28 protein-coding genes are annotated in these 26,888 nt (G+C 64.9%); 14 read left to right on the top strand and 14 right to left on the bottom strand.

The window, feature by feature from the left end; all coding sequences use genetic code 11:
- The first annotated feature begins 48 nt into the window (after positions 1–48).
- The 4 genes from E2169_RS02470 (at position 49) to E2169_RS02455 (ending at position 6,477) form a co-directional block, all read left to right on the top strand.
- On the top strand, positions 49–3,909 hold the full coding sequence (locus tag E2169_RS02470) for a wall-associated protein (RefSeq protein ID WP_165942313.1): 3,861 nt from the start codon (positions 49–51) through the stop codon (positions 3,907–3,909).
- Positions 3,906–4,817 carry an RHS repeat domain-containing protein gene (locus tag E2169_RS02465; protein ID WP_132985016.1) on the top strand — a complete coding sequence of 304 codons (912 nt, stop codon included), beginning with the start codon at positions 3,906–3,908 and terminating at the stop codon, positions 4,815–4,817. Before E2169_RS02470 ends, E2169_RS02465 begins: the two co-directional genes overlap by 4 nt.
- Positions 4,817–5,254 carry a hypothetical protein gene (locus E2169_RS02460; protein WP_132985015.1) on the top strand — a complete coding sequence of 146 codons (438 nt, stop codon included), beginning with the start codon at positions 4,817–4,819 and terminating at the stop codon, positions 5,252–5,254. The genes E2169_RS02465 and E2169_RS02460 overlap by 1 nt, the downstream gene beginning before the upstream one ends.
- Positions 5,255–5,574: 320 nt before the next feature.
- Positions 5,575–6,477 carry a DNA adenine methylase gene (locus E2169_RS02455; protein ID WP_132985014.1) on the top strand — a complete coding sequence of 301 codons (903 nt, stop codon included), beginning with the start codon at positions 5,575–5,577 and terminating at the stop codon, positions 6,475–6,477.
- On the opposite strand, the gene E2169_RS02450 is transcribed toward E2169_RS02455, so the two are convergent.
- From E2169_RS02450 to E2169_RS02435, 4 genes are all read right to left on the bottom strand, one after another.
- Positions 6,461–7,744: a ParB N-terminal domain-containing protein gene (locus E2169_RS02450; protein ID WP_165942312.1), complete on the bottom strand. Its 1,284-nt coding sequence runs from the start codon at positions 7,742–7,744 to the stop codon at positions 6,461–6,463. The two genes, E2169_RS02455 and E2169_RS02450, sit on opposite strands and share 17 nt — an antisense overlap.
- A gap of 508 nt (positions 7,745–8,252) precedes the next feature.
- On the bottom strand, positions 8,253–9,071 hold the full coding sequence (locus tag E2169_RS02445) for a beta-eliminating lyase-related protein (RefSeq protein WP_132985012.1): 819 nt from the start codon (positions 9,069–9,071) through the stop codon (positions 8,253–8,255).
- A 21-nt stretch (positions 9,072–9,092) separates the two neighbouring features.
- Entirely contained in the window at positions 9,093–10,259 is a 1,167-nt protein-coding gene (locus E2169_RS02440) for a Fic family protein (RefSeq protein WP_132985011.1), read from the bottom strand.
- A 107-nt stretch (positions 10,260–10,366) separates the two neighbouring features.
- Positions 10,367–11,530, bottom strand: coding sequence for a threonine aldolase family protein (locus E2169_RS02435; RefSeq protein WP_132985010.1), 1,164 nt, complete (start codon positions 11,528–11,530; stop codon positions 10,367–10,369).
- Between the two features lie 273 nt (positions 11,531–11,803).
- Between E2169_RS02435 and E2169_RS02430 the strand changes: the two genes are divergently transcribed.
- From E2169_RS02430 to E2169_RS02415, 4 genes are all read left to right on the top strand, one after another.
- On the top strand, positions 11,804–12,394 hold the full coding sequence (locus E2169_RS02430) for an NADPH-dependent FMN reductase (RefSeq protein WP_132985009.1): 591 nt from the start codon (positions 11,804–11,806) through the stop codon (positions 12,392–12,394).
- Between the two features lie 120 nt (positions 12,395–12,514).
- The gene (locus E2169_RS02425) at positions 12,515–13,828 is read left to right on the top strand and encodes an aminotransferase class V-fold PLP-dependent enzyme (protein ID WP_132985008.1); all 1,314 of its coding nucleotides are present in this window, start codon (positions 12,515–12,517) and stop codon (positions 13,826–13,828) included.
- Positions 13,829–13,979: 151 nt separating this feature from the next.
- Complete coding sequence (locus E2169_RS02420) at positions 13,980–14,885, top strand: restriction endonuclease (protein WP_132985007.1); 906 nt, start codon at positions 13,980–13,982, stop codon at positions 14,883–14,885.
- 112 nt (positions 14,886–14,997) lie between these two features.
- The gene (locus E2169_RS02415) at positions 14,998–15,450 is read left to right on the top strand and encodes a DUF2846 domain-containing protein (protein ID WP_132985006.1); all 453 of its coding nucleotides are present in this window, start codon (positions 14,998–15,000) and stop codon (positions 15,448–15,450) included.
- A gap of 14 nt (positions 15,451–15,464) precedes the next feature.
- Here the strand turns inward: E2169_RS02415 and E2169_RS02410 are convergent, their stop codons facing one another.
- Genes E2169_RS02410 through E2169_RS02395 form a run of 4 tightly spaced genes read right to left on the bottom strand, consistent with a single transcriptional unit; the run spans position 15,465 to position 17,497 of the window.
- Positions 15,465–15,764 (bottom strand): HigA family addiction module antitoxin, encoded by a 300-nt coding sequence (locus E2169_RS02410; protein ID WP_132985005.1) that lies wholly within the window; start codon positions 15,762–15,764, stop codon positions 15,465–15,467.
- 9 nt (positions 15,765–15,773) lie between these two features.
- Complete coding sequence (locus tag E2169_RS02405; protein WP_132985004.1) at positions 15,774–16,052, bottom strand: type II toxin-antitoxin system RelE/ParE family toxin; 279 nt, start codon at positions 16,050–16,052, stop codon at positions 15,774–15,776.
- A gap of 55 nt (positions 16,053–16,107) precedes the next feature.
- A complete protein-coding gene (locus E2169_RS02400) occupies positions 16,108–16,515 on the bottom strand; it encodes a hypothetical protein (RefSeq protein ID WP_132985003.1) in 408 nt (135 codons plus the stop codon).
- On the bottom strand, positions 16,469–17,497 hold the full coding sequence (locus tag E2169_RS02395; RefSeq protein ID WP_165942311.1) for a peptidoglycan recognition family protein: 1,029 nt from the start codon (positions 17,495–17,497) through the stop codon (positions 16,469–16,471). Before E2169_RS02395 ends, E2169_RS02400 begins: the two co-directional genes overlap by 47 nt.
- A gap of 310 nt (positions 17,498–17,807) precedes the next feature.
- Here E2169_RS02395 and E2169_RS14200 point away from each other — a divergent pair, with 310 nt between their 5' ends.
- Positions 17,808–17,963, top strand: coding sequence for a hypothetical protein (locus E2169_RS14200; RefSeq protein WP_165942310.1), 156 nt, complete (start codon positions 17,808–17,810; stop codon positions 17,961–17,963).
- Here the strand turns inward: E2169_RS14200 and E2169_RS02390 are convergent.
- Complete coding sequence (locus E2169_RS02390) at positions 17,953–18,663, bottom strand: SIMPL domain-containing protein (RefSeq protein WP_132985001.1); 711 nt, start codon at positions 18,661–18,663, stop codon at positions 17,953–17,955. The two genes, E2169_RS14200 and E2169_RS02390, sit on opposite strands and share 11 nt — an antisense overlap.
- A gap of 44 nt (positions 18,664–18,707) precedes the next feature.
- Positions 18,708–19,667, bottom strand: a complete 960-nt coding sequence (locus tag E2169_RS02385) for a tetratricopeptide repeat protein (RefSeq protein WP_165942309.1) — start codon at positions 19,665–19,667, stop codon at positions 18,708–18,710.
- A gap of 157 nt (positions 19,668–19,824) precedes the next feature.
- On the opposite strand from E2169_RS02385, the gene E2169_RS02380 reads away from it, so the two are divergent.
- From E2169_RS02380 to E2169_RS02370, 3 genes are all read left to right on the top strand, one after another.
- Complete coding sequence (locus E2169_RS02380) at positions 19,825–21,201, top strand: hypothetical protein (protein ID WP_132984999.1); 1,377 nt, start codon at positions 19,825–19,827, stop codon at positions 21,199–21,201.
- A 167-nt stretch (positions 21,202–21,368) separates the two neighbouring features.
- The gene (locus E2169_RS02375) at positions 21,369–22,208 is read left to right on the top strand and encodes an amidohydrolase family protein (RefSeq protein ID WP_207918347.1); all 840 of its coding nucleotides are present in this window, start codon (positions 21,369–21,371) and stop codon (positions 22,206–22,208) included.
- Positions 22,209–22,235: 27 nt separating this feature from the next.
- Positions 22,236–22,631 carry a cupin domain-containing protein gene (locus E2169_RS02370; RefSeq protein ID WP_132984998.1) on the top strand — a complete coding sequence of 132 codons (396 nt, stop codon included), beginning with the start codon at positions 22,236–22,238 and terminating at the stop codon, positions 22,629–22,631.
- A 15-nt stretch (positions 22,632–22,646) separates the two neighbouring features.
- On the opposite strand, the gene E2169_RS02365 is transcribed toward E2169_RS02370, so the two are convergent.
- On the bottom strand, positions 22,647–23,741 hold the full coding sequence (locus E2169_RS02365; RefSeq protein WP_132984997.1) for a flavodoxin family protein: 1,095 nt from the start codon (positions 23,739–23,741) through the stop codon (positions 22,647–22,649).
- A 139-nt stretch (positions 23,742–23,880) separates the two neighbouring features.
- Here E2169_RS02365 and E2169_RS02360 point away from each other — a divergent pair, with 139 nt between their 5' ends.
- Together E2169_RS02360 and E2169_RS02355 are read left to right on the top strand one after the other, a co-directional pair.
- Complete coding sequence (locus tag E2169_RS02360) at positions 23,881–24,366, top strand: RcnB family protein (protein ID WP_165942307.1); 486 nt, start codon at positions 23,881–23,883, stop codon at positions 24,364–24,366.
- A 59-nt stretch (positions 24,367–24,425) separates the two neighbouring features.
- The gene (locus E2169_RS02355) at positions 24,426–25,124 is read left to right on the top strand and encodes a DUF5666 domain-containing protein (RefSeq protein ID WP_132984995.1); all 699 of its coding nucleotides are present in this window, start codon (positions 24,426–24,428) and stop codon (positions 25,122–25,124) included.
- A gap of 40 nt (positions 25,125–25,164) precedes the next feature.
- On the opposite strand, the gene E2169_RS02350 is transcribed toward E2169_RS02355, so the two are convergent.
- The 3 genes from E2169_RS02350 to E2169_RS02340 all read right to left on the bottom strand — a co-directional run bounded on the left by E2169_RS02350 (position 25,165) and on the right by E2169_RS02340 (position 26,881).
- Complete coding sequence (locus E2169_RS02350) at positions 25,165–25,644, bottom strand: VOC family protein (RefSeq protein ID WP_132984994.1); 480 nt, start codon at positions 25,642–25,644, stop codon at positions 25,165–25,167.
- Entirely contained in the window at positions 25,641–26,084 is a 444-nt protein-coding gene (locus E2169_RS02345; RefSeq protein WP_132984993.1) for a VOC family protein, read from the bottom strand. Before E2169_RS02345 ends, E2169_RS02350 begins: the two co-directional genes overlap by 4 nt.
- 152 nt (positions 26,085–26,236) lie before the next feature.
- Positions 26,237–26,881 carry a response regulator gene (locus E2169_RS02340; RefSeq protein ID WP_132984992.1) on the bottom strand — a complete coding sequence of 215 codons (645 nt, stop codon included), beginning with the start codon at positions 26,879–26,881 and terminating at the stop codon, positions 26,237–26,239.
- Between the last annotated feature and the right edge of the window lie 7 nt (positions 26,882–26,888).

The raw sequence follows: 26,888 nt of genomic DNA, 5'->3' as shown, positions 1-26,888 counted from the left end.
ACCAGGACTGAGACAATCGAGTACCACGATGACCCTGCGTTGTGGGTCATGGGGCAGGTCAAGCGGACGACCATCAACGGAATCGAGGAGGCCCAAACGGACTATGGCTGGAAAGCCCTGCCGGCAACCTCCCGGCGATACGGCAAGGTCAATTACACGCTCGCCTACGAAACCGCCACTCCTGGACAAGTGGGTACGGTCAAGACCGTGACCGACGGAAAAGGTTACGTCACCGCGGCGAGCAATTGGACCCGCGGACTTCCGCAGCAGATTTATTATCCGGCCACGAACGAGGCGCCATCCGGTGCCGCGGTGTCGGCTGTGGTCAACGACCACGGCTGGATTACTGCCGTCACAGACGAGAATGGCTTCCGGCATTGCTACGACTATGACGTGATGGGTCGGATCCAGAAGATCCGCTATCCCTCGGAAACGGCGGCGAACGCGTGCGATCCGGGTGATGGCTCGGGCACGTGGCTGGCAACAACGATCGGGTTTACCAAGAGCGCCAGCATGAAGTACGGCTTGCCCGCGGGGCATTGGCAGCAGGTCGTGGCCACGGGTGCGGGGCGCAAGATCATATATTTCGACGCCTTGTGGCGTCCGGTGGTGACGGAGGAGTTCGACAACACCAGCGGCACCATCGCCAACGCGACCCGTAGACTGACGGTGCAGCGATACGATGCATCTGGCCGCCTGGCATTCGAGTCGTATCCGATGTCGAGCTTGAGCAACTATGCAGCGACGACGCTGACAGGCAGCCGCTCCAGCTACGATGCCTTGGGGCGTGGCGTGCTAACACAGCAGGATTGGGAAGGCAGTGGCTACCTGACGACGACGACGGAGTATCTGTCTGGATTCCAAACCCGGGTGACGCCACCCCGTGGGCAGGGTCAGGGGGGCGCGTACCAAACCACGACCAGTTATCTGACGTGGGACGAGCCCAACACGGACTATCCTGTGTCCATCGGGCACCCCGAGGGCGCATTTACAGACATTGTCAGGGATGCATTCGGCAAGCCGGCCTCGCTGACGCGGCGAAATGCCTCGTCAAGCGTCTCGCTGATGCGCAGCTATGTCTACGATGGTTATCAGCAACTCTGCAAGGCGGTGGAGCCTGAGACCGGCGCCACCATCATGGCCTACGACGCCGCCGGGAATCTTGCGTGGAGCAAGGCCGGTGCGACCCAGACGGGAACCAGCAGTTGCAATACCCTGGACGTCCCCGTTGCACAACGCACCATCCGATCCTACGACGCACGCAATCGCCTGGAGACGCTGTCGTTCCCCGATGGTCGTGGCGACCAGGTATGGACGTACACCAGGGACGGACTTGCAAGCACGATTGCCACCTATAACAGCACAGGCGGCAATCTTGTCGTCAACTCATACAACTACAACCGGCGTCGTTTGCTTGTGGATGAGACGTTCCAAGTCGGTAGCCAGCTGTGGAACTTGGGCTATGGCTACAACTCGCTCGGGCATCCGTCGAGTATCACCTCGCCGGGCCTGGTCGTCGCCTTCGCGCCCAATGCATTGGGCCAGCCGACGCAGGCGGGTACGTACGCTTCAAGCGTGAGCTACTTCCCCAACGGGGGCATGCAGCAGTTCACCTACGGAAATGGTATCAAGCACACGCTGACGCAGAATGTCCGCGGATTGCCAGACACGAGTTGCGACTTCCCAGGCAGCAGTTGTACAACCAGTGCGGTACTCCGCGACGGCTACGATTACGACGCCCACGGCAACGTGTTGGCGATTTCGGATGGCCGCACCGGCAATCGTGGCGACCGCGACATGACCTACGATGCGCTCGATCGACTGACGCAGGCGATCTCGCCCATGTATGGCACTGCCAGGTATAGCTATGACGCGCTGGACAACTTGCGCACCGTGCAGGTGACCGGTGGCAGCAAGGTACGCAACCATACTTACGTCTATGACGTGTGGAACCGACTGAGCAACGTCACCAACTCCATCGGTGGTGCGACGGTCGTGGGCCTTGGTTACGACGTACAGGGCAATCTTGCCAACAAGAACGGTGTCCTGCACCACTTCGATCATGGCAATCGCCTCCGGGAGGCCAGTGGCGAGCAATACCGCTACGATGGACACGGCCGCAGGTCCCTGGCGATTCGCAACGGTCAGAACCTCTACTCGCTCTATGGCCAGGATGGCACGCTGCGTTTTCAGCGCGACGAACGCACGGGCAAAACCATCGACTACGTCAATCTGAACGGCAGTCTCGTGGCCCAGGTGGAGAGCGCGATCCCGTTGTCTACGCCCGCACTCAGTGCGCCGCCCTCCAGTACGACAGGCAGTTACACGGTCAGTTGGACGACCTCTCCAATTGCCTCCAAGTATCAACTGCAGGAACGGCAGGGTGCCGGGGGGTGGACGACCATCCATGATGCAGCCGGCACCAGCAAGGCAGTCAGTGGCAAGGCAGCCGGCAGCTGGGGTTACCAAGTGCGTGCCTGCAGCGCGACGACCTGCGGCAACTGGAGCGCCGTTGCGACGGTTGCAGTCATGCTGCCCCCAACCGCGGCCCCCACGTTGACGGTGCCTGCTACCGGGCTCAACGGGAGCTTCACTGTGGGTTGGACGACGGTGGCCGCCGCCGATCGTTACCAGTTACAAGAGAGGCAAGGAACCGGTAGCTGGGGCTCGATCCACGACGCCGCCGGCACCAGCAAGGCAATCAGCGGCAAGGCTGCGGGTAGCTGGGGCTACCGGGTTCGCGGCTGCAACGGTGCCGGTTGCGGCAACTGGTCGACGATCGGCACCGTGCAGGTGATCCATGCGCCGGCGGGAACTCCGGCCCTCACTGTGCCGGCCACCAGCTATACCGGTGCTTTCACTGCCAGTTGGACGAGCGTGGCCACGGCCACGCGATATGAGCTGGAAGAGCGGCTCGGTGCTGGCAGTTGGACCCAGATCCACAATGCCGCGGCGACCAGCCGGGCGGTCAGTGGCAAGACGGCAGGAAGCTGGGGCTATCGGGTACGCGCCTGCAACCAGGCAGGTTGCGCCGCATGGTCGTCCGTCGGCACCGTGGCGGTGACCCTGCCGCCGGCCAGTCCACCGGGCCTGACCGTGCCCGCAAGCAATACGTCGGGTAGCTACTCGGCGACATGGACGACCGTAACGCATGCCACCAGCTACCAGTTGCAGGAGCGGCTGGGCACTGGCGGCTGGACGACCATCCATAATGCATCTGGCACCAGCAAGGCGGTCAGCGGCAAGGCCACGGGCAGCTGGGGTTACCAGGTGCGCGCCTGCAACGTGGCCGGTTGCTCGGCATGGTCTGCGACGCGGACGGTTGCCGTGTTGCGTGCGCCGACAGGCGTTCCAGTGCTCACCGCGCCTGCCACGACCACGACGCACAACTACACGGTCAGCTGGACGGCCGTGACCGATGCCGCCCGCTACGAGTTGGAGGAGCAGGTCAACGGGGCTGGGGTATGGAACAAGGTCCACGATGCTGCGGCGACCAGCAAGGCGTTCAGCGGCAAGCAAACTGGCAACTATGCCTACCGTGTGCGCGGCTGCAACACCAGCGGTTGCGCCGGGTGGTCTTCCGTCCGCACGGTGGTGGTTACGCTGCCAGTGCCACTCCCCGTCGGTGCACCAACGGTGCACGACTCCGGATGGGCATGCGATGCGGCGTGGCAGACATCCGGCGGGGCAACGTACTACGAGCTCCGGAGGAACATGGTCGCGATTGTCTACAGTGGGCCGAATGTCTCCATCACCTGGCCGGGGCAGCAATGCGTGTCTCCTCATGACGTTCGCGCTTGCAATGCCAACGGGTGTTCGGCCTGGTCGCCGCCGGGTTATCACACCGGAGGGGGAGGTGGTGGCGTGATCCAAAGCCAGCCTGTCGGCGGCGGGGAGGGTGACGAATGAACACCTTTGTCTTCCGAACGATGATGTCCTGCGTGGGCATGATTGTCGCGGCGATGCTTTGCAGCGTGCCGGTCATTGCCTCGGCCCAGACGACCGTGAAGTATGTACACACCGACGCCTTGGGCAGCGTGGTGGCGATGACCGACAGCAGTGGCAATACGGTGGAGGCGCGCAGGGAGTACGAGCCGTACGGCTACCAGAGCACGCCGGCGATCCAGGACGGTCCAGGCTACACAGGGCATGTGCAGGATGCGGCGACCGGGCTAACGTACATGCAGCAGCGCTATTATGATCCGGGGATTGGGATATTCCTGAGCGTGGATCCGGTGACCGCCTACAGCGATCCGATCGGGCAGTTCCACCGTTATCGCTACGCGAACAACAACCCGTATAAATTTAAGGATCCCGATGGTCGATACAATTGTGTTGGGTCCGCCACGGACTGTGGGAAGGTCGACCAATACGTTTCCAAGGTAAAGGAGTCTCAGAAGAGTCCTAACCTGACAAAGTCGGAATCTCGGGCCGTGCAAAAGCTTGTCAAACACATCGGCCCAAAGGGGAAGGGCGGCCCCACTTTTACGCCGTCTAAGCTGGAAGGTAAGAAAATGGCCAGCACTGACCAGCGCGGGAATATCAAGATCGATGTGAATAAGACCATGCCCGGCGCTGACAATGTAACGTCGGGTGCGGTCTCTATCAGTCACGAAGTTGATCACGACATGACTGCAGTGGCCGATGGTGAGGCGCACACGCGCGAGGCCGCTACAGCAAGCGAGAGAAGCGCATATGGAATGGAGGAAATAGTTGCTCGTGGGTTGGGTATTTCTATCAGTCAGTCTGAGATCGAGGCAGGTATTAAAGGATCCGTCGAAGCTGTGTTCGGGCCAGAGCCTGATAAGGAAGAGTGATGATTCGTTCCATAAGTCTATTGCTTATGTTCATTGCGGCGGGGGGTTGCACTTCAAAGCCCGTGGCAGTTGCAGGCAACGCAGAGCAGTCTGAGAATCTCGCAGTCATTTGCGCGATAGCGAGTGAGTCAGAGAATTATGTTGGGAAGCAAGTGCGAGTGAATGGGCGCTACAAGACCGACAGCGCGCACTACGAGTACTTGATCGATAGCGAGTGCAGTGGGAGTCCGCTAAGTATTAGCAACGTCGACTTGGTGCTGTCCGAGACGGTTGAGAATTTTTATGCTGTGGGTGAGGAAAAATGTGCGGAGAAGAATGCAAAATATCTTTGCACTCTAGAGTTTGATATCGATGCTACGGTTAAAGTGGTTCGCCTTAAGAGTGGCAAGCCGGGAATAGATTTGCTTGATGTTCACAGCTTTACTTTCAGCGACTAGGGCGAGAATGGCCAGAGAGAACATTCTTTCTGGGGATGAGGCAAAAGGCCCGCATCGCTACGGGCCTTGTCAGTTCTGACATCGTGATCAGCGTCTACTGATGCGGACCTCCCCCCGCTTTCAGTAGCGGTCGGATCTGAACTCGGCAGAGGCATTTGTGAATAGCATGTCTGAAACGCAATCCTCGTACCCGCATGTGTTCTGGCAGTCATTGGCGCTCTTGATTGCCAGGCATACTTTGCGCTCATGTAGCCGACATGCCCCGGTGCTGGCCATGCTGCATCGCCCCTCTTATACTTGCGGCCTTAAAGGGAGAGGTGATGGACGTTCAACGCAAGAAGACGAGCGCAGAGCACAGTTTCCACACACCACTGAGATATCCAGGGGGCAAAGGAAAGCTTGCGCGATACGTGGCAAACGTAATGGAAGAGAACGGTCTGTGCGGAGGAACTTACGTAGAGCCTTACGCAGGTGGAGCAGCCGTTGCCGTGTCACTTCTGCTGTCTGGACATGCTAGGCGGATCCACATCAATGACCTCAGCCCCCAGGTTCATGCTTTTTGGCGTGCCGTGCTTGACGAGACTGAAGAGTTACTGGCTCTCATTCACGATACGCCGGTGACAATGGCCAACTGGAAGAAGATGCGCGGAGTTTTTTCTGACGCAGAAGCATCACCTCTAGAGCTCGGCTTTGCAACCTTTTTTCTCAATCGCACAAATCGCTCGGGCATCCTCAAGGCGGGGGTGATTGGTGGCAAAGATCAGTCGGGCCCTTGGAAGCTGGATGCGCGGTACAACAAGCACGACTTGGCGCGGCGCATCAAAACAATCGCTGACAAAAGGAGTGCAATTCATCTTCACTGCAAGGATGCGCGGCAACTGGTCAACCGACTTGCGCCACAAATTGCTGAACTCAATTTAGTTTATCTTGACCCGCCTTACTTCCAGAAAGGCCAAGACTTGTACCTAAACTTCTATGAAGAAGATGATCATGCAAAGCTTGCCAGCACGCTGACTTGTCTACCTTCACGCGTGCGATGGATGCTCTCCTATGACGCGCATCCCCGCATTGCATCGCTTTATAAGAAGTTCAAAGGCTTTGAGTACACCCTCAACTACACGGCTCAAGACCGAACCCGTGGCCGTGAACTGATCTTCTTCAGCCGTGGCATGCGCATCCCGAAGCTCGCCGGCTCTATGCGCGCCGTTAATGAGGCCGCCTAGAGTCGTCCCAGCTGGCCTCTAGATAGGGCTCGATGTCTGTCCAAAGAACGTGTAGCGACTCTCGGTCGGGCATGTTCTTGAATGAGTGTATGAAGTCATTCAGTGTCGCGTACTGCATGCCGACGCTCGACTGTGATTTCTCTTTGAATCGCCTGGTTGCAGCGTCTGTCTCTCCTGTATCCAAGCGGCCGTGTTGACGCATGTGGACAATCACGGCTAGCGCATTCTTATGCATCTCGTTTGCCGGCTGCATGCGGTGCCGCTTCATGTACGCCTTGGTGCTGAATTCGATGAACACGCGGAACAGAGCGGCAGTTGCCAAGTGTGATTTTTGCGTCTCCGTCCGCCGTAGTTCCTTTAGTACCTCATCTGCCTTCCAGTACGCATCAGGGATATCGGGTTTGAATCGCGGGCGGACTATGCTCTTACGATCCCAATCAGCTTTCAGGAGTGGCTTTCTGCGCCCTCCAGGCTTTTGGCGCCCATCGGCTGCAGCTCCATCATCAGACGCGCCATCATTGGCCTTCCCGGCCCCGGCCCCGGCCCGTGCCCCAGCGCCAACGCCACCATCACCTCCAGTGTCGTTCGCATCCCCCGTGTTCTTGACGCCAGCTAGTCCCAACTCCTTGAGCAGACCAGTTATGTAGCGGTCCTGTAGTGCGGCATCAAAAACATTCTCAACCCGAACGCGTTCGGACTCAAAATCTTGAACAATGCGTTCAACTATGCGAACTGCTACGTCCTTTTCAACCGAGGGCTCGACAGCCCCATTTTTCTCGTGAAACCCTAACCTCGCTAGGTTTGGCTTGTTCAGGAAACGATGCACCGTAGAGATCGGGAAGTCATCAGCCACCTGAATTCCGTGCTCCTCGGCCCACATTAGCAAAAGGCCGGAGAGTCGATATTCCTTCGGCACTGCCTTGTGTCCTAGAAGGAACATTGTCCGAAGCAGAGCATCCCAATTGAGTTGGCCTGCGCCATCCTGAGCACCGGCATGGCGCCCAAGTACTTCTTTTAGGAGTACCTCGTGGTCCGACGATGCGAGTACGTCAATCCGTTCTGGTATGGCCACTGCGGCCCTGGCGGCCACACCGGCGAACTGAGCTTGCAGCGCCTTACTTCGCGCAAGTGATGGGTCGTTAAGCAGCTTGAGCGCCGTGATTCGGCGATTACCATCCCATACGACGAATTTCTTCCCCTTTGCGGGCTCAACAAGAATCGGGGCGGTAGAAAGTCCATTCGCCGCGATGTCCTTAGCGAGCGCCAAGAGTTGCTTGGGCTTGCGAAGAAGTCGTTCAATACAGTCTGGTTGGTCGGTCCCAGCGCGAATACGAGGATTGTTGATGTCCAGGAGTAGCCTGTCTAAAGGCACAGCTGGCACTGCGATGAAAGCGGTCCTTGTCACCTCCCCCCCCCCTTTTTTTTTGTTGTCTTAGGATTCTTGACTTTTTAGAATAACAGCATCAAGCATCCATTCGTCTATGATTCTGAGCGAGAATGACTCGGCTTCATGATCTAGGATCTTCTGCTCGAGGCGTTCGATCTCGGCTTGGTCCGGTTGGGGTCGTGATTCTGCGTCACACATACTGTCGAGAAGCTCTGCGATCTGCCCGTTGATAAGCGCTTTCGCGACCTCGATCTCGATCGTCTGTTCATGGGTGTACGTCCCCCCCCGAGCATGCGTTTTCCCCTGTTGCGCGAGCGCGTGCGTGGATTGTTGGACGAGTGTCGGCGGGGTTACACCCGCAGATCACCTCGATGGATTCCCGCCCGGATCAATCTTCTCGACCACGAGCCGCATTGATGAACTTCCCCGCCAGTGTTTCCGCCGATACCCGCAGCAGCGTCGCGTTCACCTCCATCGCGAACCGGCCGGTGTCCGGATGGCCGCGGGACAGGACAACGCCCTGTTTTGCGAGACGTTCGCGGAAAAGCTCCGGCGCGACCCCTGTCGCTGTCATGAAGAACCGGCTGGTGCCCTGCGGGAGCTTCTCGAACGAGAACCGGCTGTGGTCCTGCAGCAGTGCAATCAAACGGTCAGCAACCTGCCAGGATTTCGCGTAGTCCTCCAGGTAGCCGTCGACGAACCGCAGGGCCACCGCTGCCTCCGGCCACGCATGCGGCCGGGCGCCGCCGAACATGCGCCGCTGGTGGTACAGGCCCTCGATGAAGCCGGCATCCCCGGCGAGGATCGCGCCGGAGGCGGCGTTGAAGTGCTTCCACAGCGAGACGTACACGGTGTCGAACAGCGCGCTGTACTCGTGGAGGCTCTTGCCCGAGTGGAGCGGCAGGTTGAACATCCGCGCGCCGTCCAGGTGCAGGCGGATCCCGCGCTCGCGGGCGAGGCTGCTGACGCGGCGGAGCTCATCGAAGTCGGCCATTTCGTGATGGCGCCGCCGCACCGGTGATTCGATGGCGATCACGCCGACGCGGGTCTCGACCCGCCCGCTGTCCGAACGCCACAGCCAGCGCTCCACCTCCTCGAGGGGGAGGGAGCTGCCGCCTTCGGCCAGGGGCACCAAGTTCAGCCCGCTCAGGGTCTGTGCGCAGTCGCCGCTGTCGTTGTAGAGGTGGCTTTCCGCCTGCACGAGCACGCGATGGTCGTCCCCGGCGAGCTACTCGCGCTCCAGCCGCGCAAGCACCTCCGCGGCATGGAACACCCGGTTCCTGCGCTGTGTCGGCTCCGTCAGGATCTTCCGTTCCACCAGCTGGTTGATGGCGCGGCTGGCGGCCACGAACGAGATGCCGTGCGCATCGGCCAGCTTGTTGACGGTGACGACCGGGTGGCCCAGCAGGTAGGTTGGCAGCAGGTGCGCGGTGGCATCGGCTCGCAGCCCGCCGAGTCGGCCCGCCCAGTCTGCCCGGATCAATTCGAGGTCGTTGGCGATCGCGATCGCGCTGTCGCAAGACTCGGTCACGGCGCGGCCGAGCAGTCTCAGCCATGGGCTCCAGTCCCAGCGCAGCTGGATGTCCGCCAGGGCATCGTAGTACGCGCGCCTGTGCCGCAGCAGGGTGCCGGACAGGTACAGCGGCGGGTATCCCTCGGCTGCCAGCATGACCGGCATGAGCAGGCGCCCGGTGCGGCCGTTGCCGTCGGCGAAGGGGTGGATGGTCTCGAACTGCGCGTGCGCGATGGCGATCTGCGCCACCGGCGACAGGGTCCACTGTTCATCCTCGCGGGGTGCGTACTGGAGCATCGAGGCTTCAAGCTCTTCCATGCACGCGGTGATCCGCGTGGGCGGTGCGGGAACGAACGTGGCGTTCTCGATCCGCCCGCTGCCGATCCATGCCTGGATGTCCCGGAACTGGCCGGGACGCACGGCTGCGGGCGCGTCCTGCATCAGGGTGCGGTGCATCGCCCGCACCAGGTCCAGGTCCAGCGCCTGGCGGGCGCCGGCCCGGCGGACGGCGCCGAGGCCGAGATCCAGTGCCTGTACGTAGCGTTCCGTCACCGTGGCGTCGGCGGGCAGGCCGTCGCTGGAGTGCGTGGCCTCGTACTCGAACAGCTCCTGCAGCTGCGTGCGCGTGCCTTCGATCTGCGAGCTCTGCACCGCTTCGCGGCGTGCCAGGGTGCGCGTGATCATGTCCACGTTGGGCAGGTGGCGAGCGGTGGCCTTCAGCCGTTCCAGCGCCAGCATCGCCTCTGAAAGCTCCCGGCCGACCGCGGCCCCCTCGGGCAACCGGCGCGGGGTCGGCGGGGCGACCAGCGCGTGGCAATGTGGGAGGTCGTCGCACTTGACCAGGTGGGAATGCAGCTTCGGGGCGACTTCGGATCTGCGCATGAGGGTGAGCCAGGGTTTAATAGGCTAGGGCTTTATTAAACTATAAACCGGCATCGTTCAATAACGAAACCGCTTGTTCAACCTTGTGAGGCGCATTCCCGCTCTGATCAGTCTGTCCGACCACCAGTCGCTTCGATGAAATTCCCGGCCAGGGATTCAGCCGATACCCGCAGCAGCGTCGGGTTGACCTGCATCGCGAACCTGCCGCTGTCCGGGTGGCCGTAGGACAGCACGACACCCTGCTTTGCGAGGCGTTCGCGGACCAGGTCAGCGCCTACCCCGGTCACCGTCATGAAGAAACGGCTGGTGCCCTGCGGGAGCTTCTCGAACGAGAACCGGCTGTCGTCCTGCAGCAGTGCAATCAAGCGGTCAGCAACCTGCCAGGATTTCGCGTAGTCCTCCAGGTAGCCGTCGACGAACCGCAATGCCACCGCGGCCTCCGGCCAGGCATGCGGCAGGGCGCCGCCGAACATGCGCCGCTGGTGGTACAGCCCCTCGATGAAGCCGGCATCCCCGGCGAGGATCGCCCCGGAGGCGGCGTTGAAGTGCTTCCACAGCGAGACGTATACGGTGTCGAACAGCGCGCTGTACTCGTGGAGGCTCTTGCCCGAGTGGAGCGGCAGGTTGAACATCCGCGCCCCGTCCAGGTGCAGGCGGATGCCGCGCTCGCGGGCGCGGTTGCTGACGCGGCGGAGCTCATCGAAGTCGGCCATTTCGTGATGGCGCCGACGCACCGGCGACTCGATCGCGATCACGCCGACGCGGGTCTCGACCCGGCCACTGTTTGAGCGCGCCAGCCAGCGTTCCACGTCCTCGATGGGAAGGGTGCTGCCGCCTTCGGCCAGGGGCACGAGGTTCAGCCCGCTCAGGGTCTGCGCGCAGTCGCCGCTGTCGTTGTAGAAGTGGCTTTCCGCCTGCACGAGCACGCGACGGTCGTCCCCGGCGAGCTTGCGCACCGCGAGGTGGTTCGCCAGCGTTCCGGTGGGCAGGTAGATCGCGTCGTCCTTGCCGAGCAGCCGGGCGAACCTGCGTTCCAGCTCACGGATGACGCCGCCTTGGGAGTAGTAGTCGGGTTCGAAGCCGTCCTGCGCCACCACCTCGCCGAGCAGTGCTGCGTACTCGGCGGGGCTGAGCCCAAGCCCGTCGGACGCGAAGTTCACGCGCTTGAACAACGTCGCGGCGGCGTTTTCCGCGGCGGGCGTGCCCAGCGCGGCCAACATCGGTGACGCGGCGGCAGCTCCAGTCACGCCAAGGAAGCGGCGACGATCCATGTGTAGTCCTCAGGGCAGGGCAGGGCGGCAGCGACGCTCCCATGAAGCATAACCAAGGTCGCGCCACGCCACCTCACCGGCCACGCTGCCGTGGTTTTGCGCGATTCAAACGGGCCACGGCGCTGCACTATCTGATGACGCCGGCAGCATCGACTTCGCCGGCGCGGTGTACCAGGAGCTGTCCGCCGCCCAGGTCTCACCGCGCGCGTGCGACCACCTGCCGCGCGCATCAGGCATGCTTTGGGACGCTTTCACTACCGCCAAGGCAAGGTCATGTCCGAACGCATCCTGGTGTTCTACGGCTCCTACCGCAGCGACCGCATGGGGATCCGCCTGGCTCACTACTGCGTGCGCACGCTGCAGGCGCGCGGCGTCGACGCCGAGCTGATCGACGCCAAGGCGGTGGATCTGCCGATGCTCGACCGCATGTACAAGGAGTATCCGAAGGGCCAGGCGCCGGAGGCGATGGAGGCGCTGGCCGGCAAGATCCGCGGCGCCGACGGCTTCGTGTTTGTCACCGGCGAATACAACTGGGGCATGCAGCCGGGCCTGAAGAACCTGACCGATCATTTCCTGGAGGAGTGGTTCTGGCGTCCCGCCGGGGTGCTCAGCTATTCGGCCGGGCGCCTGGGCGGTGCGCGCGCGAACGTCGCCTGGCACGGCACCTTGTCGGAAATGGGCATGGTGGTGATCTCAAGCACCGTGGAAGTCGGACCGATTGCAAAGACCCTGGACGATCAAGGGCAACCAGTCGACGCGGCCGGCGAGTCGCTTGAAAGGAGCTTTGCCCGCTTCGCGGATGACCTGGCGTGGTGGACCGAGGCCGCGCGGCTGCAGAGGGAGCGCAGGGCGACACCCTATTGAGCGGGAAACCACGGTGCCGGACATCAGTGGCGCCCTCGGCATCAGCGACTGGCCGCCCGCCGCCGGGCCTCTCGTTGACCCTTCATCGGCCCGTCGCGGACCGGATTCGGGAGATGGGCAATGCAGCTCACACGACGCAGGTTCCTTGCCGCACCGGCCGCGCTGTCCGCCGCCCTGCTACCGACCAGCCTCCTGGCAGCCCTCGAGGCCGAAACCCCGCCCATGGCGGACCTCTCCACCTGGGAAGCCGTCCGCGCCCAGTTCGCGCTCGACCCCGCCTGGATGCACTTCGCCAGCTTCTTCATCGCCAGCCACCCGGCACCGGTGCAGGCGGCGATCGACGGCTACCGCCGCGCGATCGACCGCAATCCCTACTTCACGGTCGAGCACGGCATGTTCTCGGAGGGCGCGGGCAACCTGCACGTGCAGGCGCAGGCGGAGATCGCCGACTACCTGGGCGCGCGGCCGCAGGACGTCTGCCTGACCGGCAACACCACCACCGGCCTGGCGCTGGTGTACCAGGGCCTGCCGCTGCAGGCGGGCGAGGAAGTGCTGTGCACCAAGCACGACCACTACTCCCATCATGAATCGATCCGCCTGGCCGTCGAACGCGCCGGGGCGAGCATGCGCAGGGTTCCGCTGTTCGAGGACGCGGCGTCGGCCACGACTGATTCGATCATCGACGCGCTGCTCAAGGGCATCGGTCCCAAAACGCGGGTGGTGGGGCTGACCTGGGTACATTCCAGCAGCGGCATCCGCCTGCCCATCCGCGAGATCGCCGCGGCCCTGCGCGCGCGCCCCGGCCCGCCGCTGCTGCTGGTGGTGGACGGCGTGCACGGCCTCGGTTCCACCGACGAGACCGTCGCGACCCTGGGCTGCGACTACTTCTGCGCCGGCACCCACAAGTGGATGTTCGCGCCGCGCGGCACCGGCCTGGTCTGGGCCAGTGCCGACAACTGGGCGCGCCTGCGCCCGCTGGTGCCCAGCTTCACCGACTTCGACCAGTACCAGGCCTGGGAGAAGCAGCAGCCGCCGGCCTCGCCCACCACCGCCGACCGCATGAGTCCCGGCGGCTTCCATGCCTACGAGCACCAGTGGGCGGCCGCCGCGGCCTTCCGCATGCACAAGCAGATGGGGCGCGCGCGGGTGGCTGCGCGCATCCGCGAGCTCAACGACCAGTGCAAGGCCGGGCTCGCGGCCAACCCGAAGGTGACATTGCACACGCCGATGTCCGGCGCGCTGTCGGCGGGGCTGGTGTCGTTCGAGGTGGACGGGCTGGCGCCGGCGGACGTGGTGCGGCAACTGCTGGCGCGCAACATCATCGCCAGCACCAGTCCCTACGTCGTCAGCTATGCCCGGCTGGCGCCGAGCCTGGTGAACACGAGTGAGGAAGTGGAGCGGGCGGTGAGGGCGGTGCGGGAGATCTCCGGGTAGATCTCCGGTTGCCCAGGAGAGCGGGGGAGTCGTTTGGTGGGGTGTGGGACCGAGGTGCACGTTACTTGGAGCGCGCGGGAAATTCAGATTCTGACTGGCCCTTTCATTGGCACGTTGCCTGCTTCCCGTTGTGGTTGGACGGGGGGGGAACATGGACATCGGGCTGAAGCGCGTCAAGGCGCGCCGCAAGGATGCTCTGGCAGGAGAAGCCTGGGAGCGGATCGAACAGCTGTTGGCGGACTACTACCGCGCGCAGGGCTACGCGGTGGAGCACTGCGGCACTGGGGGGCGGCGCGCGCGCTTCGATGGCGGGGTGGACCTGCGGCTGCGCCGGGACGCGGACACCGTCGTGGTCCAGTGCAAGCATTGGAACGCGTACAAGGTGCCGCACAACGAGGTCCATCAGTTGCTTGGCATCATGGTGAACGAGCAGGCCACCGGCGCGATCCTGGTGACCAGTGGCGAGTTCACGAAAGCGGCTATCGAAGCTGCAAGCCGCCACGGGCATGTCCAATTGGTCGACGGCGATGATCTGCGCGAGATGCTGGGGCCGCTGTACGGAGACAGCTCCGGCCGTCGCGGGCACGAAGGGGCGCAAGCCGACGAGCGGAGAGCCTCGGCCGGTACGTTCGGGTCGTATGCCGTCGAGCGGCTGATCGCCGCCGCCGAGGAGCGGATCCGCCACGGCGGAAAGGGACGCGGAAGGTCAATTGTTGCCGCCAGTGCATGGACGGGGCTTGCGGCGATCCTGCTCAAGTTCGTTCTGGCGCTCGCGCTGATCTATTTCGGGAGCATGTATCTCCAGCGCGTCATCCGGAGCATCGCACCGGCTCCGCAGGTTGCCCAACGCGGCCCCGTACCGCTGGAATCAACCCCGCCAAGGGAAGGCCGTCAACGGACGCAGCAGCAGGCGCAAGCGCCGGTAGTTCACCCGCCAACGCCCCAGGAAATCCAAGAGTGGCGTCGGCGGAACGCCGAATCCATGGAGATACTTCGCCAGAACACGCCCGAGTTGCCGGTCGATCCGCGAAGGGTGGATGTGGGCGGCCCCCCGTAGCAGCGATACTCGGCTGGTGCTGGGGACTGCCTCGACGCTATTGCTTGTACACCCGGATTCTTTCAATTCTCAATGGGGAAAATTCATGCGACATCTTGCTATTGCCGCTGTCATGACGACTGCGCTTGCCTTGTCTGCCTGTGCGACGTACCAGGTCGGCGACGCCAGTCGTTCTGATCACCTGAAGCGTTTCGGGCCGGTGCCCGGCAAGACCAGCCTGTACGTCTGCCGCGAGCCGGCGCTGCTGGTGGCGCGCGGCGTCAAGACCGTGGTGGTGGTCAACAACATCCCGATCGGTACCTTGAAGACGAACAGCTTCGTGCATGCCGAGCTCGAGCCGGGGCAGCAGGGCGTGCTCCTGCGCCACGACGGGATGAGCTCGGGCAGTGGGGGCTTCATGACCATCGATACCGAGCCGGGCGAAGTCCGCTATTTGTGGGTGGGGGTTACGGGCAACGGCTGGGGTGTGCTGACCGTCGACGACTTCGACAGTCTTGAGGACGCGCAGGAGTGCGTGCGCGGCGCCGAGTATTCCGTTCTCGGGCAGAAGCCGGATGGCGGCTGATCAGCCGTAGTCGGCTATGCCGCGCGCGGACGCACCGTGCGTTCGATCTCTGCCCGCGTGGCAAGCGTTTTCAGGTCGTAGACATTCTGCAGCGCCAGCCACGAGGCGGCATCGCCGCCGAAGTGGCGCGCCAGGCGCGCGGCGGTATCCGCGGTGATGCCGCGGCGTTCGTTGACGATCTCGTGGATGCGCGTGGCCGGCACGCCCAGGGCAATGGCCAGGGCATTGGCGCTCAGGCCCAGCGGCACCAGGAATTCCTCGCGCAGGATCTCCCCGGGATGGATGGCACGCATGGCATTGATGGGACGGGTCATGGCGGTACCTCAGTGGTAATCGACGATCTCTACGTCGGTGGGACCGGTTCCTGTCCAGACAAAGCACACGCGCCACTGGTCGTTGATGCGGATGCTGTGCTGGCCGGCACGATCTCCCCTCAGGGCTTCCAGACGGTTGCCCGGAGGGCTGCGCAGGAAGTCGAGTGTCTGCGCGGCGTCCAGCAGTTGCAGTTTGCGCTCGGCCGCCTCGCGGATCGCGCGGAACGGCCGTGGGCTTCGTCCGGCAAACAATGCTTGCGTATGCCGGCAGCGGAAGGACTGGATCATTACGGTCACCGTATTACGTTAAGCGTAATATGTCAAGTCGTGGATCAGGTCGTGCCTACTCGACCGGCTGTTGAGGCATGAGGATCACGAATGGCTCGCACGCGCTGCGGGAGCATCCCAGCAGGCGGACATCGTCGCTGGAACGCCAGGTGCTGGTGCCCGCCGCATTGATCTCGAATGCCCACTCGCGGCCTTCAGCCTGCAGGCGGCCCTTGATCGAGCAGGGCAGCCAGTAGAAGTCATGCAGCCCGCCTTCGGGAAGTTGCTCACTCAGACCAAAGAAGGCTTCCGCCTGGTGCGTGTCGAGCGACCAGGCGCTGCACGCGGCCGCTTCAGCGTCGGAGCTCCCGGAGCCGTCTGCTGGCTGGTAATCGGCCTGCGCAATCTCCAGCACGGTGACGCCTGCCGGAGAGGCGCTACCGCTGCGGACCTGCGACTGGCACGCGCCCAGCATCGGCAGCATCAGGACCCAAGCCAGGTGGGGCAGGAACGTAGAGGCCGGCACCTTCGCCGGGTGTCTTGCGTGAAATGGCGTCATGTTCGTAAACATCCTCGTCGGTCAGTCCAAAGTTGCGCTGCAGGGATTCCATCAGGAGGTTGATTGCAGCGGTCTGTTCGGGAGTCGGGTCGTCCCAGCGCTGCGTTGCCGGGTGATAGCGGCCCACCACTTCGATGCCGATGCTGTCGGCGTTGCCCGGATAGCGTTCTGGGTACGGTCGGCTGGATTCGATCCGGCTGACGGCGCGCACAGCGGGGCCACGCCATTCAGCCTGGCCGTTGCGGGCGGCATCGAGTTCGCGCCGGTCGTCCATGGTGATGGTGCCCTCGACTTCCCCGCGCGACCGGATTGCGCCGACATGCCAGGCCTGGCGGTTGACGCTGACGGTCTGGTGGATCGTGCCGTCGCGGTCGATCAGGAAATGCGCGCCGGTTCCTGCGTCCCGGGCGCGCCAGGTGGACAGCGTGCTGGCAGCGGTGCTCGATTCCGTGCGGTGCAGGACAACGCCGTTGACCTGGGGCATGGGCGCGTGGGAGATGGCGGAAATCGGCGTCCGCGTGATGCCGGGGTCCGTCAGGTAGCCCGTGTGGTCGATCGTCGTGTGGCGGCCGAATGGCATCAGGGTCTGGCTTGCAGGGTGATCCGCGGCCGTGATCGGCGTGCTGAAGAGCAGGATGGCGGGATCGCTGGTATGGGCGTGATAGCCGCTGCGCGGGGCCGCGAACAGGGAGGGCCGTTGGGCCATCGGATCGCCGGCAAGGACGCGGCCCAAATCGCTTGCCAGCATGTGCGGTTGCTTGGCGCGGAGGTCCGCATACAGGGCGGCGGCCAGGTTTGAAGCCTGCGCCGGCTCCCAGCGGTCGAGCGCCGCGACGCCCGCGAGGAGTCGCTGGTACATCTCGTGGTCCGGATGCAGCGGGTCCAGCGGCAGGCGGGCTGTGCTCAAGCCAGTCAAGTCGATCCTCCATGTCGACGAGGGGCATGAACACTTCGTGCAATGGCCCCCTTGGGCAATGCTAAGCCTAGCCTGTCCTGACGTCCGGAAACCTCGGCATGGTCGCGAATCCGTGTAGGGAGTTCCCGGGTCTGGAAGAGGCAGGTCGCGGACGGCATGTCGTGCTGTTCCAGCCATATGCCGATCCGACCGGATGGCCGTCAGCGATTGCGGACGGCGCCTCCGTCGATCGGGAGCGCAGCCAGTAGACGCGCGCGCGACCGGCTGGAGCCAGCTTGCCGTCGGATGCCAGGCGCGCCAGATGGCGCTGCAAGGTGCGCTTGGCGACGTTCGGAAGAGCCCGCTGCAGGGCTTCGATACCCAGGCCGTACTCGCTCAGGCGCACCGCTTGGATGATCGCGTTCCGGAGACCGAGCCGATGCTCGGCTCGTCGCGCACCTGTCGATTCACCGCGTGATCTCGAACACCGCCGACACCCGCTCGGTGAAGTCGATCGTCGGCTGCAGGTAGCGGCCGCTGTCGATGCGCGACCCGGTGACCTGGATGCGGTCCAGGGTCGTGTTGCCGTAGCCGTCGGACTGCCTCGAGTTGAGGCTGTTGATGCTGTACACCGGGCCGAGGCCGCCGCCGAACGCTACAGCGAGACCTTCGGCCTTTTCGCGGGCGTCGGCGACCGCGCGTGCACGCGCGTCCTCGCGCAGAGAGACTTCTTTGCTGGATTTGAAGGTGACATCGGAGACGTCGGTGAAGCCCGCGGCGAGCGCGGCGTCGAGCCAGGCACCCAACCGGTCGAGATCCTCCAGGCGCACCTTCACTTCGCGGCTGGCGATGTGACCCTTCGACAGGGGGCGGTCGTTGTCGTCGTAGTCGACGTCTTCGTGCAAGGCAAGGTCGGACGCGGTCATGTCGTCAGGTGCTACGTCGAAACCCGGCGCCACTTTCAGCAGCGCGTCCACCGCGCGATCCACCACGCGCTTGGCTTCGCCGGCATTCGCGGATCGGTGACGCGCGACCATGGTCACGGTGGCCGAGTCGGGCGACACGCTGACCAGGCCTTCGCCCTGGACGACAACGTGCGGGGCATCAGGGAGCGGCGTGCCGGCCATGGCGCCGGCGGACGGCAGGGAGAGGAGGGCGGCGATTATCCATGGGCGCATGGCGGTGGCTCGCTTTTGGTTGGTAAGAGGGGTGTCCAAGGGCCTCAGTCCAGCGCGCGCATGGCGGCTTCAAGGCTGGCAATGTCGGGATGCTCGTCATCGTGGGCTTCGCGCAGGATGTTCAGAGCCTGCGCGTAGCTGTCCCTTGCCTCGGCAACGGCTCCGAGATCGTGATATGCGCCGCCCATGTTGGCGAGCACAGTGGCGATCGCTGGATGTCCGGGCGGGAGCGCATCGCGCCGGATGTCGAGCGCGTAACGGTAGAACTCCAGTGCGTCGTCATCCCGCCCCTGCGCGTCGGCCAGGGTGCCCAAGGTGTTCAGGGTGTAAGCCAGGTCCGGGTGGCCGGGCCGAAGAAGGGCCTGTTCCGTGGCCAATACACCCTCGAGCATCAGGCCTGCTTCGTCCGTCCTGTCGGTGTGGATGAGGAGGTCGGCCAGATTGGTGCGTACTTTGGCCAGTTGCAGCTTCGGTGCGCCTGCATCCGCCATGAGCGTCAACGCCTGGGCGTAGGCTTGCTCGGCCTCGGGAAGGAGGCCGGATTCATGGCGGGCCAGTGCGAGGGCGGCGAGGGCCGTCGCTGTCTCGCCATGCGCAGGGCCGTACGCCAGCTCGTTGGTCCGGTACGCCTGTTCGTACCAGGGCAATGCGCGATCGAGCTGTCCCTGTTGCCTGTGCAGTTCCCCCAGGTTGCCCATGGCTGCGGCCATGTCCTTGGGGTCGGCGTCCGGCGTGCGGCGCAGCGTTGTCAGGGATTCTTCGAAGGCAGCCGTGGCTTCGGGATAACGCCCCAGAGCGAGTTCGGCGGCGGCAAGCAGGCTCAACGCTGCGCCGGCTTCAGTGGTGTCCGGGCCAAGCGTCGTTGCTGCTGTCGAATGCGCGAGGCGCGCAAGTCTGGACGAGTCAACATACGCAGCGCGTTCGTAGGCCTCGACGGCTTGCGCATACGCCTGCTCCCAGCCGACGGGCGCGGTGGACGGGGGAGCGCTCGCGGTAGTGCCCATGCCTGCGCATGAGGTCATGGAACATGCGAGCAGGAGCGCGACGAAGGCCGCTCCATTCCTGGTTGATCCCATCGATGCCGACTCCCCGTTCCCTGTTCGGAGGATAGCCCACCCGATCAGGACGCTTCAGACCGTGGCTGTTTGGCCCGCATAACTGGTGACGGAAAACGTCCAGGTCACGAATCACGACCAGACGACGTCACTGATTGAAGATCGGCGAGAAGACGGACTGGCCGCACGACCGGGGATCCTGGAGGATGAGGCAATGAATATGAAAGGCATCATGCGCAAGCTGGCATGGGCGGTGGGCGGACTTGTAGCGTTCGTGGTCGTCGCGCACCTGACACTCGTGGTCGTCAACTGGAACGACGAGCCACCTTCCGCCGATGCGGAGCGACTGGTGGCCATGAAGCGTGACCGTCCGCTGCTGGCCGATTCCGCGAACGGCTACATCCACGCGCTCAGCCTGGCAGCCGCACCGGATGCGGACTACAAAGCCGCGCGCAGCCCGGAGGTCGTCGCGCTCGCCAATGCATGCGGCGAGGCTTCGGAATGCGCGGAGGCATTGCAGACCCATCCCGAAGCGCTGGCGCAGTGGCTGGGCTCGGAGCAGTGGCTGCTGGAGCGGTATCGCCGCATGCTCGCCACCGAGGGCTGGCGGGAGCCGATTCCCACTGACATAAGAGCCCCGCTGGCGGGCTATCAGCATGCGATGGAGGCGCAGAAGCTCCACCTGCTCGCGGTGCGGCAACAGGCCCTCGCGGGTGACGCGGCTGCGGTGCGCGACCTGCTGGAGCGTGATCTGGTGTTCTGGCGTCAGGTGCTGGCCTCGTCGGACCTGCTGATTTCAAAGATGGTCGCCGTGGCTGCGGTCAGGCGGAATCTCGCGTTCGGGAACCTTGCGCTGCGCGAGCTTCCACCGGACCTTGCCGACGCGGCCGTGCCGCCGTCCTGGCGGCAGCCGCTGACGGTTGCAGAGCGCTCCCTTGCGCGGTCGCTTGGCGGCGAATGGCATGTCGCCGGCGGTGCGCTGCGAATGGTCATGTCGCCCGAAGCGCGGGCAGGCGATCTCGGGCAGCGCGTGGCCGATCGCCTGCTGCGCCCCCTGTTCCAGCCGCAGGCGACGCTCAACCTGTTCGCCGCACGCATGGTGCGGTTGGGCGCGTTGTCTGAGCTGCCGTACCCGGAGATCGAGCAGTCACTGGAGCGCCTTGCCGAGTCGCATGAAGATGCGTCGCCAGGGTTCCGGCTGTACAACCCGGTCGGCTCCATCCTCGACTTCGTGGCCGCACCCGCCTACGCGGATTACATCGCACGGCCGGCCGATCTCGAAGGCCAACGGCGCGCTGCGCTGCTGGTCGCAGCCCTGCGCGGTGCCGGCATCGAGCACGAGGGCGCGGCGGCCGCCGTGCGCGATGCGCCGCTGCGCAGACCCCATGACGGTGCTCCGTTCGAATGGGATGCTGCCAGCGGGTCGGTTGTATTCCGCGGTCTGGAGCAGGGGGACCGCGGAACGCATGCCGTGCTGTTCTAGGTCGGGCTATTCAACGTTGTGGGGATTCCAGGTGCGTCATCGGATGGGGCCACGCTCGAAGCCTGGCTGCTGGCCACGTTGCGGTCGGGTCCGGGCCATGCGTCGTCATGCGCTCCGACGGCGGTCCGCCCTTGCGATACTGTTCCACCTCCCGGCCGGAGGCTCCCATGCAAAGACTGCTGCTGCTCGTACTGATGCTGCTGACCGGGGGCGCGGCCGCGTCCGGACCTGTCTTCGACGTGCATGTGCACCTCCGCAACGGGGAAGCGTCGCTCCAGGAGTACCTGGCCGATGTCGAGGCCTCCGGCGTGGAGCTGTCCGGCCTTGGCGCGATGTGGTTCGGCGGACCGCATCAGGCCCGCCAGGGCGATCTGGACGCGATCCGCGCCGGCAACGACAGCGTCATCGCATTGGCCAGGGCGCATGCGCAGGTGCTGCCGATCGCCACCGTCCATCCCTACGACGACGCCGCGGCGATCGCCGAGCTGGAGCGTGTCGCCGCCGCGGGCGTGCCGGTGCTGAAGCTGCATGCGCACACGCAGCGTTTTGACGTCTCGGATCCCAGGGTAGAGACGCTGGTGCGGCGCGCGGGGGAGTTGGAGATGGTCGTGCTGACGGACAACGCCCATGTCCTGCCCGGCGACAGCGAGAAGCTGTTCAACCTGGTGGTGCGGGTGCCGGGCACGAAGTTCATCCTCGCCCACATCGGCGGCATGAACTTCCGCTACTGGAACATCCTGGCGCTGGCGCGGACCGCTGACGGGTTCGCGATGGACAACCTGTATTTCGACATCTCCGGGCCGGTGCTGCTGGCGCCGGGCTCGCCGATCGAGGACGAGTTCGTCTGGACGCTGCGCAACGTGGGCATCGACCACGTGCTGCTGGGCTCTGATTACCCGCAGATGGGCCTGGGCGCGGCGGTGGATGCGCTGGAGCGGCTTGATCTGACCGAGGCGGAGAAGGAACAGATCCGCCGGGGCAACGCGGCCCGGCTGTTCGGGCTGTGAACCGCAATCTTTAGCGGAGGACGACGGATGACGCGCACTGATTTCGACCCTGCCACGGTCAAGCCGGACGGGCGCCCTCCGGGGCAGGCCAGGTTGTTCGATCCAGCCGCCGACGGACCCAGGCGCGGATCCGTCGAGGGAATCGCCCTCGGAGGGGCGGTCACCGTGCTGGCCTACGGGACCGACACGCCAGGCGCCGGTCCGCGTCTCCACGTCCATCCGTATGACGAGACATTCATCGTCGTCGAGGGGCGGGCCAGGTTCCTCATCGGGGACACGACCATCGACGCCGCCGCCGGCGACGTCCTCCTCGGTCCCGCTGGGGTTCCACATCGATTCGAGAATCTCGGGCCGGGCCGCCTGCAGACGGTCGACATCCACCACTCGCCGCGGTGGATCCAGACCGACCTGGACCAGGATTGACGGGCGGCAAGGGACTCACTTCCGCCGCGGCATCCGGAGATCGGAGCCAGCCTCGCGCTGGCCCGTGCGCAGCTGGCGGATGCGCTCGACCAGTGCGCGCGCGGCGTTGCGGCTCTCTTCGAGCAGGTCCGGGTCGTCGTCGAGTGCGTCGTGGCTCGTGGCATACGGCGCGTAGTAGCCCACGCAGCGGTCCACCTGCGACTGCGCGCCGGCATCCACCAGGCCCATGCCGCGGAGCCAGTCGGCCAGCGCGTGGCGGACCATCTGCGTGCCCTCGCTGTCGCCATGCACCACCACGGCGAAGGCGCGGCCGGCCAGGTGCTGCGGATAGTCCCAGCCATCCAGTTCGATCCTTTTGGCACGCGTCGCGTCCTTGCCCGCGGTGGATGTGGGGTCGGGATTGCCGCCGTCGGCGCAGACCAGCCGGTCCATCATCAGCTTCAGCGGCGAGGTGGCCTGGTTCCAGTGCACCGGCGTCACGATCATCACGCCGTGCGCCTCGGCCCAGCGCGGGTAGATGGCGTTCATCCAGTCGTGGTGCTGGCCGAGGCCGTGGTTGGGGTAGCAGGAGCAGGGCCAGTGGCACAGCGGCATCGCGGTCGACACGCAGGCCTTGCAGGGATGGATGGTGCGGCCGTACTCGGAGGTGAGGCGGTTGAGTTCGAGCACATCGCAGTCGGCGCCCGCTGCAAGCGCGGCGTCGCGTGCGGCCTCGAGCAAGCGCCAGGTCTTCGACATTTCGCCGGGGCAGGTGTGCTCGCTGCGCGGCGAGGCGCACACCAGAAGGATGCGGTCGGGCGTTCCGGGTTGGCGCCGGCGCGCTTCAGCGGCCTGGATGGCATCGCGCGCGGCGCGCCATTCGTCGGACAGCTCATGGGCGGGGTCGTGGAAGCCCGGCCCCGCCGGGTGCGTGCGCGGGACCTTGCGCCCCTCGTCGTATGCGTTCCAGGCGACCGCTGCGAGCCGGTCGATGGCGTCACGGTGGGCGTCGAACGCGGGATCGAGGAAGGGGACACGGTAGCGCCGTTCGAATTCCCCGCGCGTGAGCTTCGGATCGGGTTGTCCGGTCCGTGGCGTGGGCGTGGGCGTGGCGTCTGGCTCGTGTGGCATGGGCGACATCCGGCAGGCGATCGATGTTGGCACGCGTGCGGGTGAACCCGGCGTGGACCCCGGGATCATCCGGTCCGGGTGTTTTCACGTTCAGGGGGCACCGCTTAAGGTCGGGCTGTCCGACTCCCGGGAGCACGTCATGAAGAAGCTGTTGATTGCGGGTGCGCTGGCGGCCATCGCCTTTTCCGGAAGCGCTTTTGCCGACGACGATCGCGGGAGGGAGATGCGCAAGGCGTACGACGAGGCGCAGCGCGAGGCCCTGAAGGATCGCCGCGAAGCCATCCGCGAATACGAGAAGGATCGTCGCGAGTACGAAAAGGATCGCCGCGAGGATATGCGTGAGGCCGCGAAGGATCGCCGCGAGGCCGAGCGCGAGTACTTGAAGGACCGCCGGAAGGCCGAGCGCGAGTGGCGCAAGGATGTCCGCAAGCACCGCCGCTGGGCGCGCGGCGAACACATTCCGCGCGACTACCTGGCTGACCGCTACTACCTGCGGGACTACCGCCACTACGACCTGGCCGCGCCGCCGGACGGGTACCGGTGGGTGCGTCCCTACCAGGACGATGACACCTACTACCTGGTGCAGCTGGCTACGGGCCTGATCACGAGCATCCTGGACGACTGACCCCGGCTTCACGGGTGTCGGGTGCATATGGTTCTTTGGATAGTCTGCGGAGTTCCCCCATGAACAGAGCGTTTGGCGTTATCGCCCGGGTCCTGGTGTCTGGCGGCCTTCTCCTGCTGCTCGGCGCCTGCGCCAGCCCCGGTGGATACGGCGGCTATGGGGGCTATCCGGAAGACCGCGGCGGCTACGGCCAACCCGACTACGGCGATCGCTCCCGATACGGCAGCCAGCTGTCCGGAACCGTGGACGCCCTGGACGCTCGCAACGGACGGATCCTGCTGGTCGTGGACGATCCGCGCAGCGGCCGCACGCAGCGCGCGGCGGTCCGCTACGACCAGCGTACGCGGCTGTACTACCAGGGCCGGGAGCTCGCAGTGGAAGGCCTGGAGCGCGGCGACGTTGTGCGGATCGATGCCGCGCAGTCCGGCCGCGAGCTCTGGGCACGCACGATCGAGGTAGTGCGCGACGTGCGCGACGGTGGCTACGGCCGCGACGATGGCTACGGCCGCGAGCTGCGCGGCACGGTGGCCGGGGTCGACGCGCGCGCAGGCCGGATCCGCCTCGATGGCACGGGCTACGCAGCCGGCCGCGGCGGCATGGAACTGGCCTATGACGGCCGCACCACGGTGGAATACCAGGGCCGGCGCTACCGCCCGGAAGACCTCGAACGCGGCGACCGCGTGCGCGTGCAGGCGCGGCAGCTTCGCGGCAACCAGTGGCTGGCCGAGCGCATCATCGTCGAGCGGTCGGTGCGCTGATCGCGTGCAATTCACCTTTGCGCCCGATGCGTTCGTGGACTCAGCCCCGCCGCGCAGCCTCGATCGCGGCGACGTCGATCTTGCGCATGGTCATCATGGCCTTGAACACGCGTTTGGCGGCGGCGCGGTCGGTGCCGGTGTAGACCTCGGTGAGGACGCGCGGGGTGATCTGCCAGGAGATGCCCCACTTGTCCCTGCACCAGCCGCACGCGCTTTCCTGGCCGCCGTTGCCGACGATCGCATCCCACAGGCGGTCGGTCTCGGCCTGGTCGTCGGTGGCCACCTGGAACGAGAACGCTTCGCTGTGCTTGAACGCGTCGCCGCCGTTGAGGCCGAGGCAGGGGATGCCCATCACGGTGAACTCGACCGTCAGCACGTCGCCCTCCTTGCCGGACGGGTAGTCAGCGGGCGCGTGGTTGACCGCGTTGACGGCGCTGTCGGGGAAGGTCTCGGCGTAGAAGGTGGCGGCTTCGAGCGCGTCACTCTCGTACCACAGGCAGATGGTGTTCTTCGCGATCATGGCTGTGGCTTCCAGTCCGCCGACGGCACGGTGTTGACCATCCACGGCACGCCGAACCGGTCGACCAGGGCGCCGTAGCCGGGCGACCAGAAGGTTTCCGCGAACGGCATCACCTGCCTGCCGCCTTCGGCCAGCTGCTCGAACCAGCGTTGGGCTTCGGCGATGTCATCGCTATGCAGGGTGACGTCGAAGCCGTTCTTGGGTTTGTCGATGTTGGGTGCCCAGTCGACGTCCATGTCGGCGCCCATCAGGGCCTGGTCGCCGACCTCGAGCCAGCAGTGCATCAGCCACGTCCTGTACTTCTCGTCGGTGATCGGCATCCCCGGCGGCCCGTCGCCGTAGGGGAACGCGGCGGTGATCTTGCCGCCGAGCACCTTGGCGTAGAACTCGAACGCTTCGCGGCATTGCCCCTGGAAGCTCAGGCTGGTCACGATCTTCATGGGATCTCCCTCCTTGTCGGCGGGGTGGGATGTGAACCGCCTTCTTACTCCAGCAGCCGTTAACCGGACGCGAGCCGGGGCGGATGCGCCCTCGCGCCAGGAGGAGGTGCTGCGGATGTTGCGCAAGGCGGGGGGACGCGTCCTGCTGCGTTCTAATCCAGCAACCCGCGCCGCAGCGCGTAGCGGACCAGTTCGGCGGTGTTGCGCACGCCCAGTTTGCCCAGCACGCGGGTGCGGTGGTTCTCCGCGGTCTTGGTGCTGGTGCCGAGCTTGCGCGCGATCTGCTTGGTGGTCAGGCCTTCGGCGATCAGGTGGAACACCTCGCGCTCGCGCGGAGTGAGGCGGCCGTATGGGTCGTCGACCACGCGCTCGGGATGCTGCAACTGCTCGGCCAGCGCCTTCGAGGCCTGCGGGCCGAAGTAGCTGCGGCCAAGTTGCAGGCTGCGCACCGCGGCCAGAAGCTCGGATGCGGCGCTGTCCTTGACCAGGTAGCCCGAGGCGCCGGCGCGCACCGCCTGCAGCACGTACTCGTCCTCCTGGTGCATGGTCAGCACCAGCACCCGGGTGTTCGGCAGCGATTCGCGCAGGCGGCGCACGACCTCGATCCCGTTGAGCCCCGGCATCGCGAGGTCGGTGACGACGATGTCCGGACGCGTGGCCGCCGCCTGTTCCAGCGTCTCCAGGCCGTCGGCGGCCTGCGCCACCACCTGCACGTCGCCATCGGCCTGCAGCAGCCCGACCAGGCTTTCACGGACCAGGGTGTGGTCGTCGGCAATCAGGACGCGGATGTTCCCCATTGCACTA

The organism is Luteimonas terricola, assembly GCF_004352845.1.
GTDB classification, from domain to species: domain Bacteria; phylum Pseudomonadota; class Gammaproteobacteria; order Xanthomonadales; family Xanthomonadaceae; genus Luteimonas; species Luteimonas terricola.
Note: the sequence above shows the minus strand (reverse complement) of the source record. Positions and strands in the feature narration are given on the sequence as shown.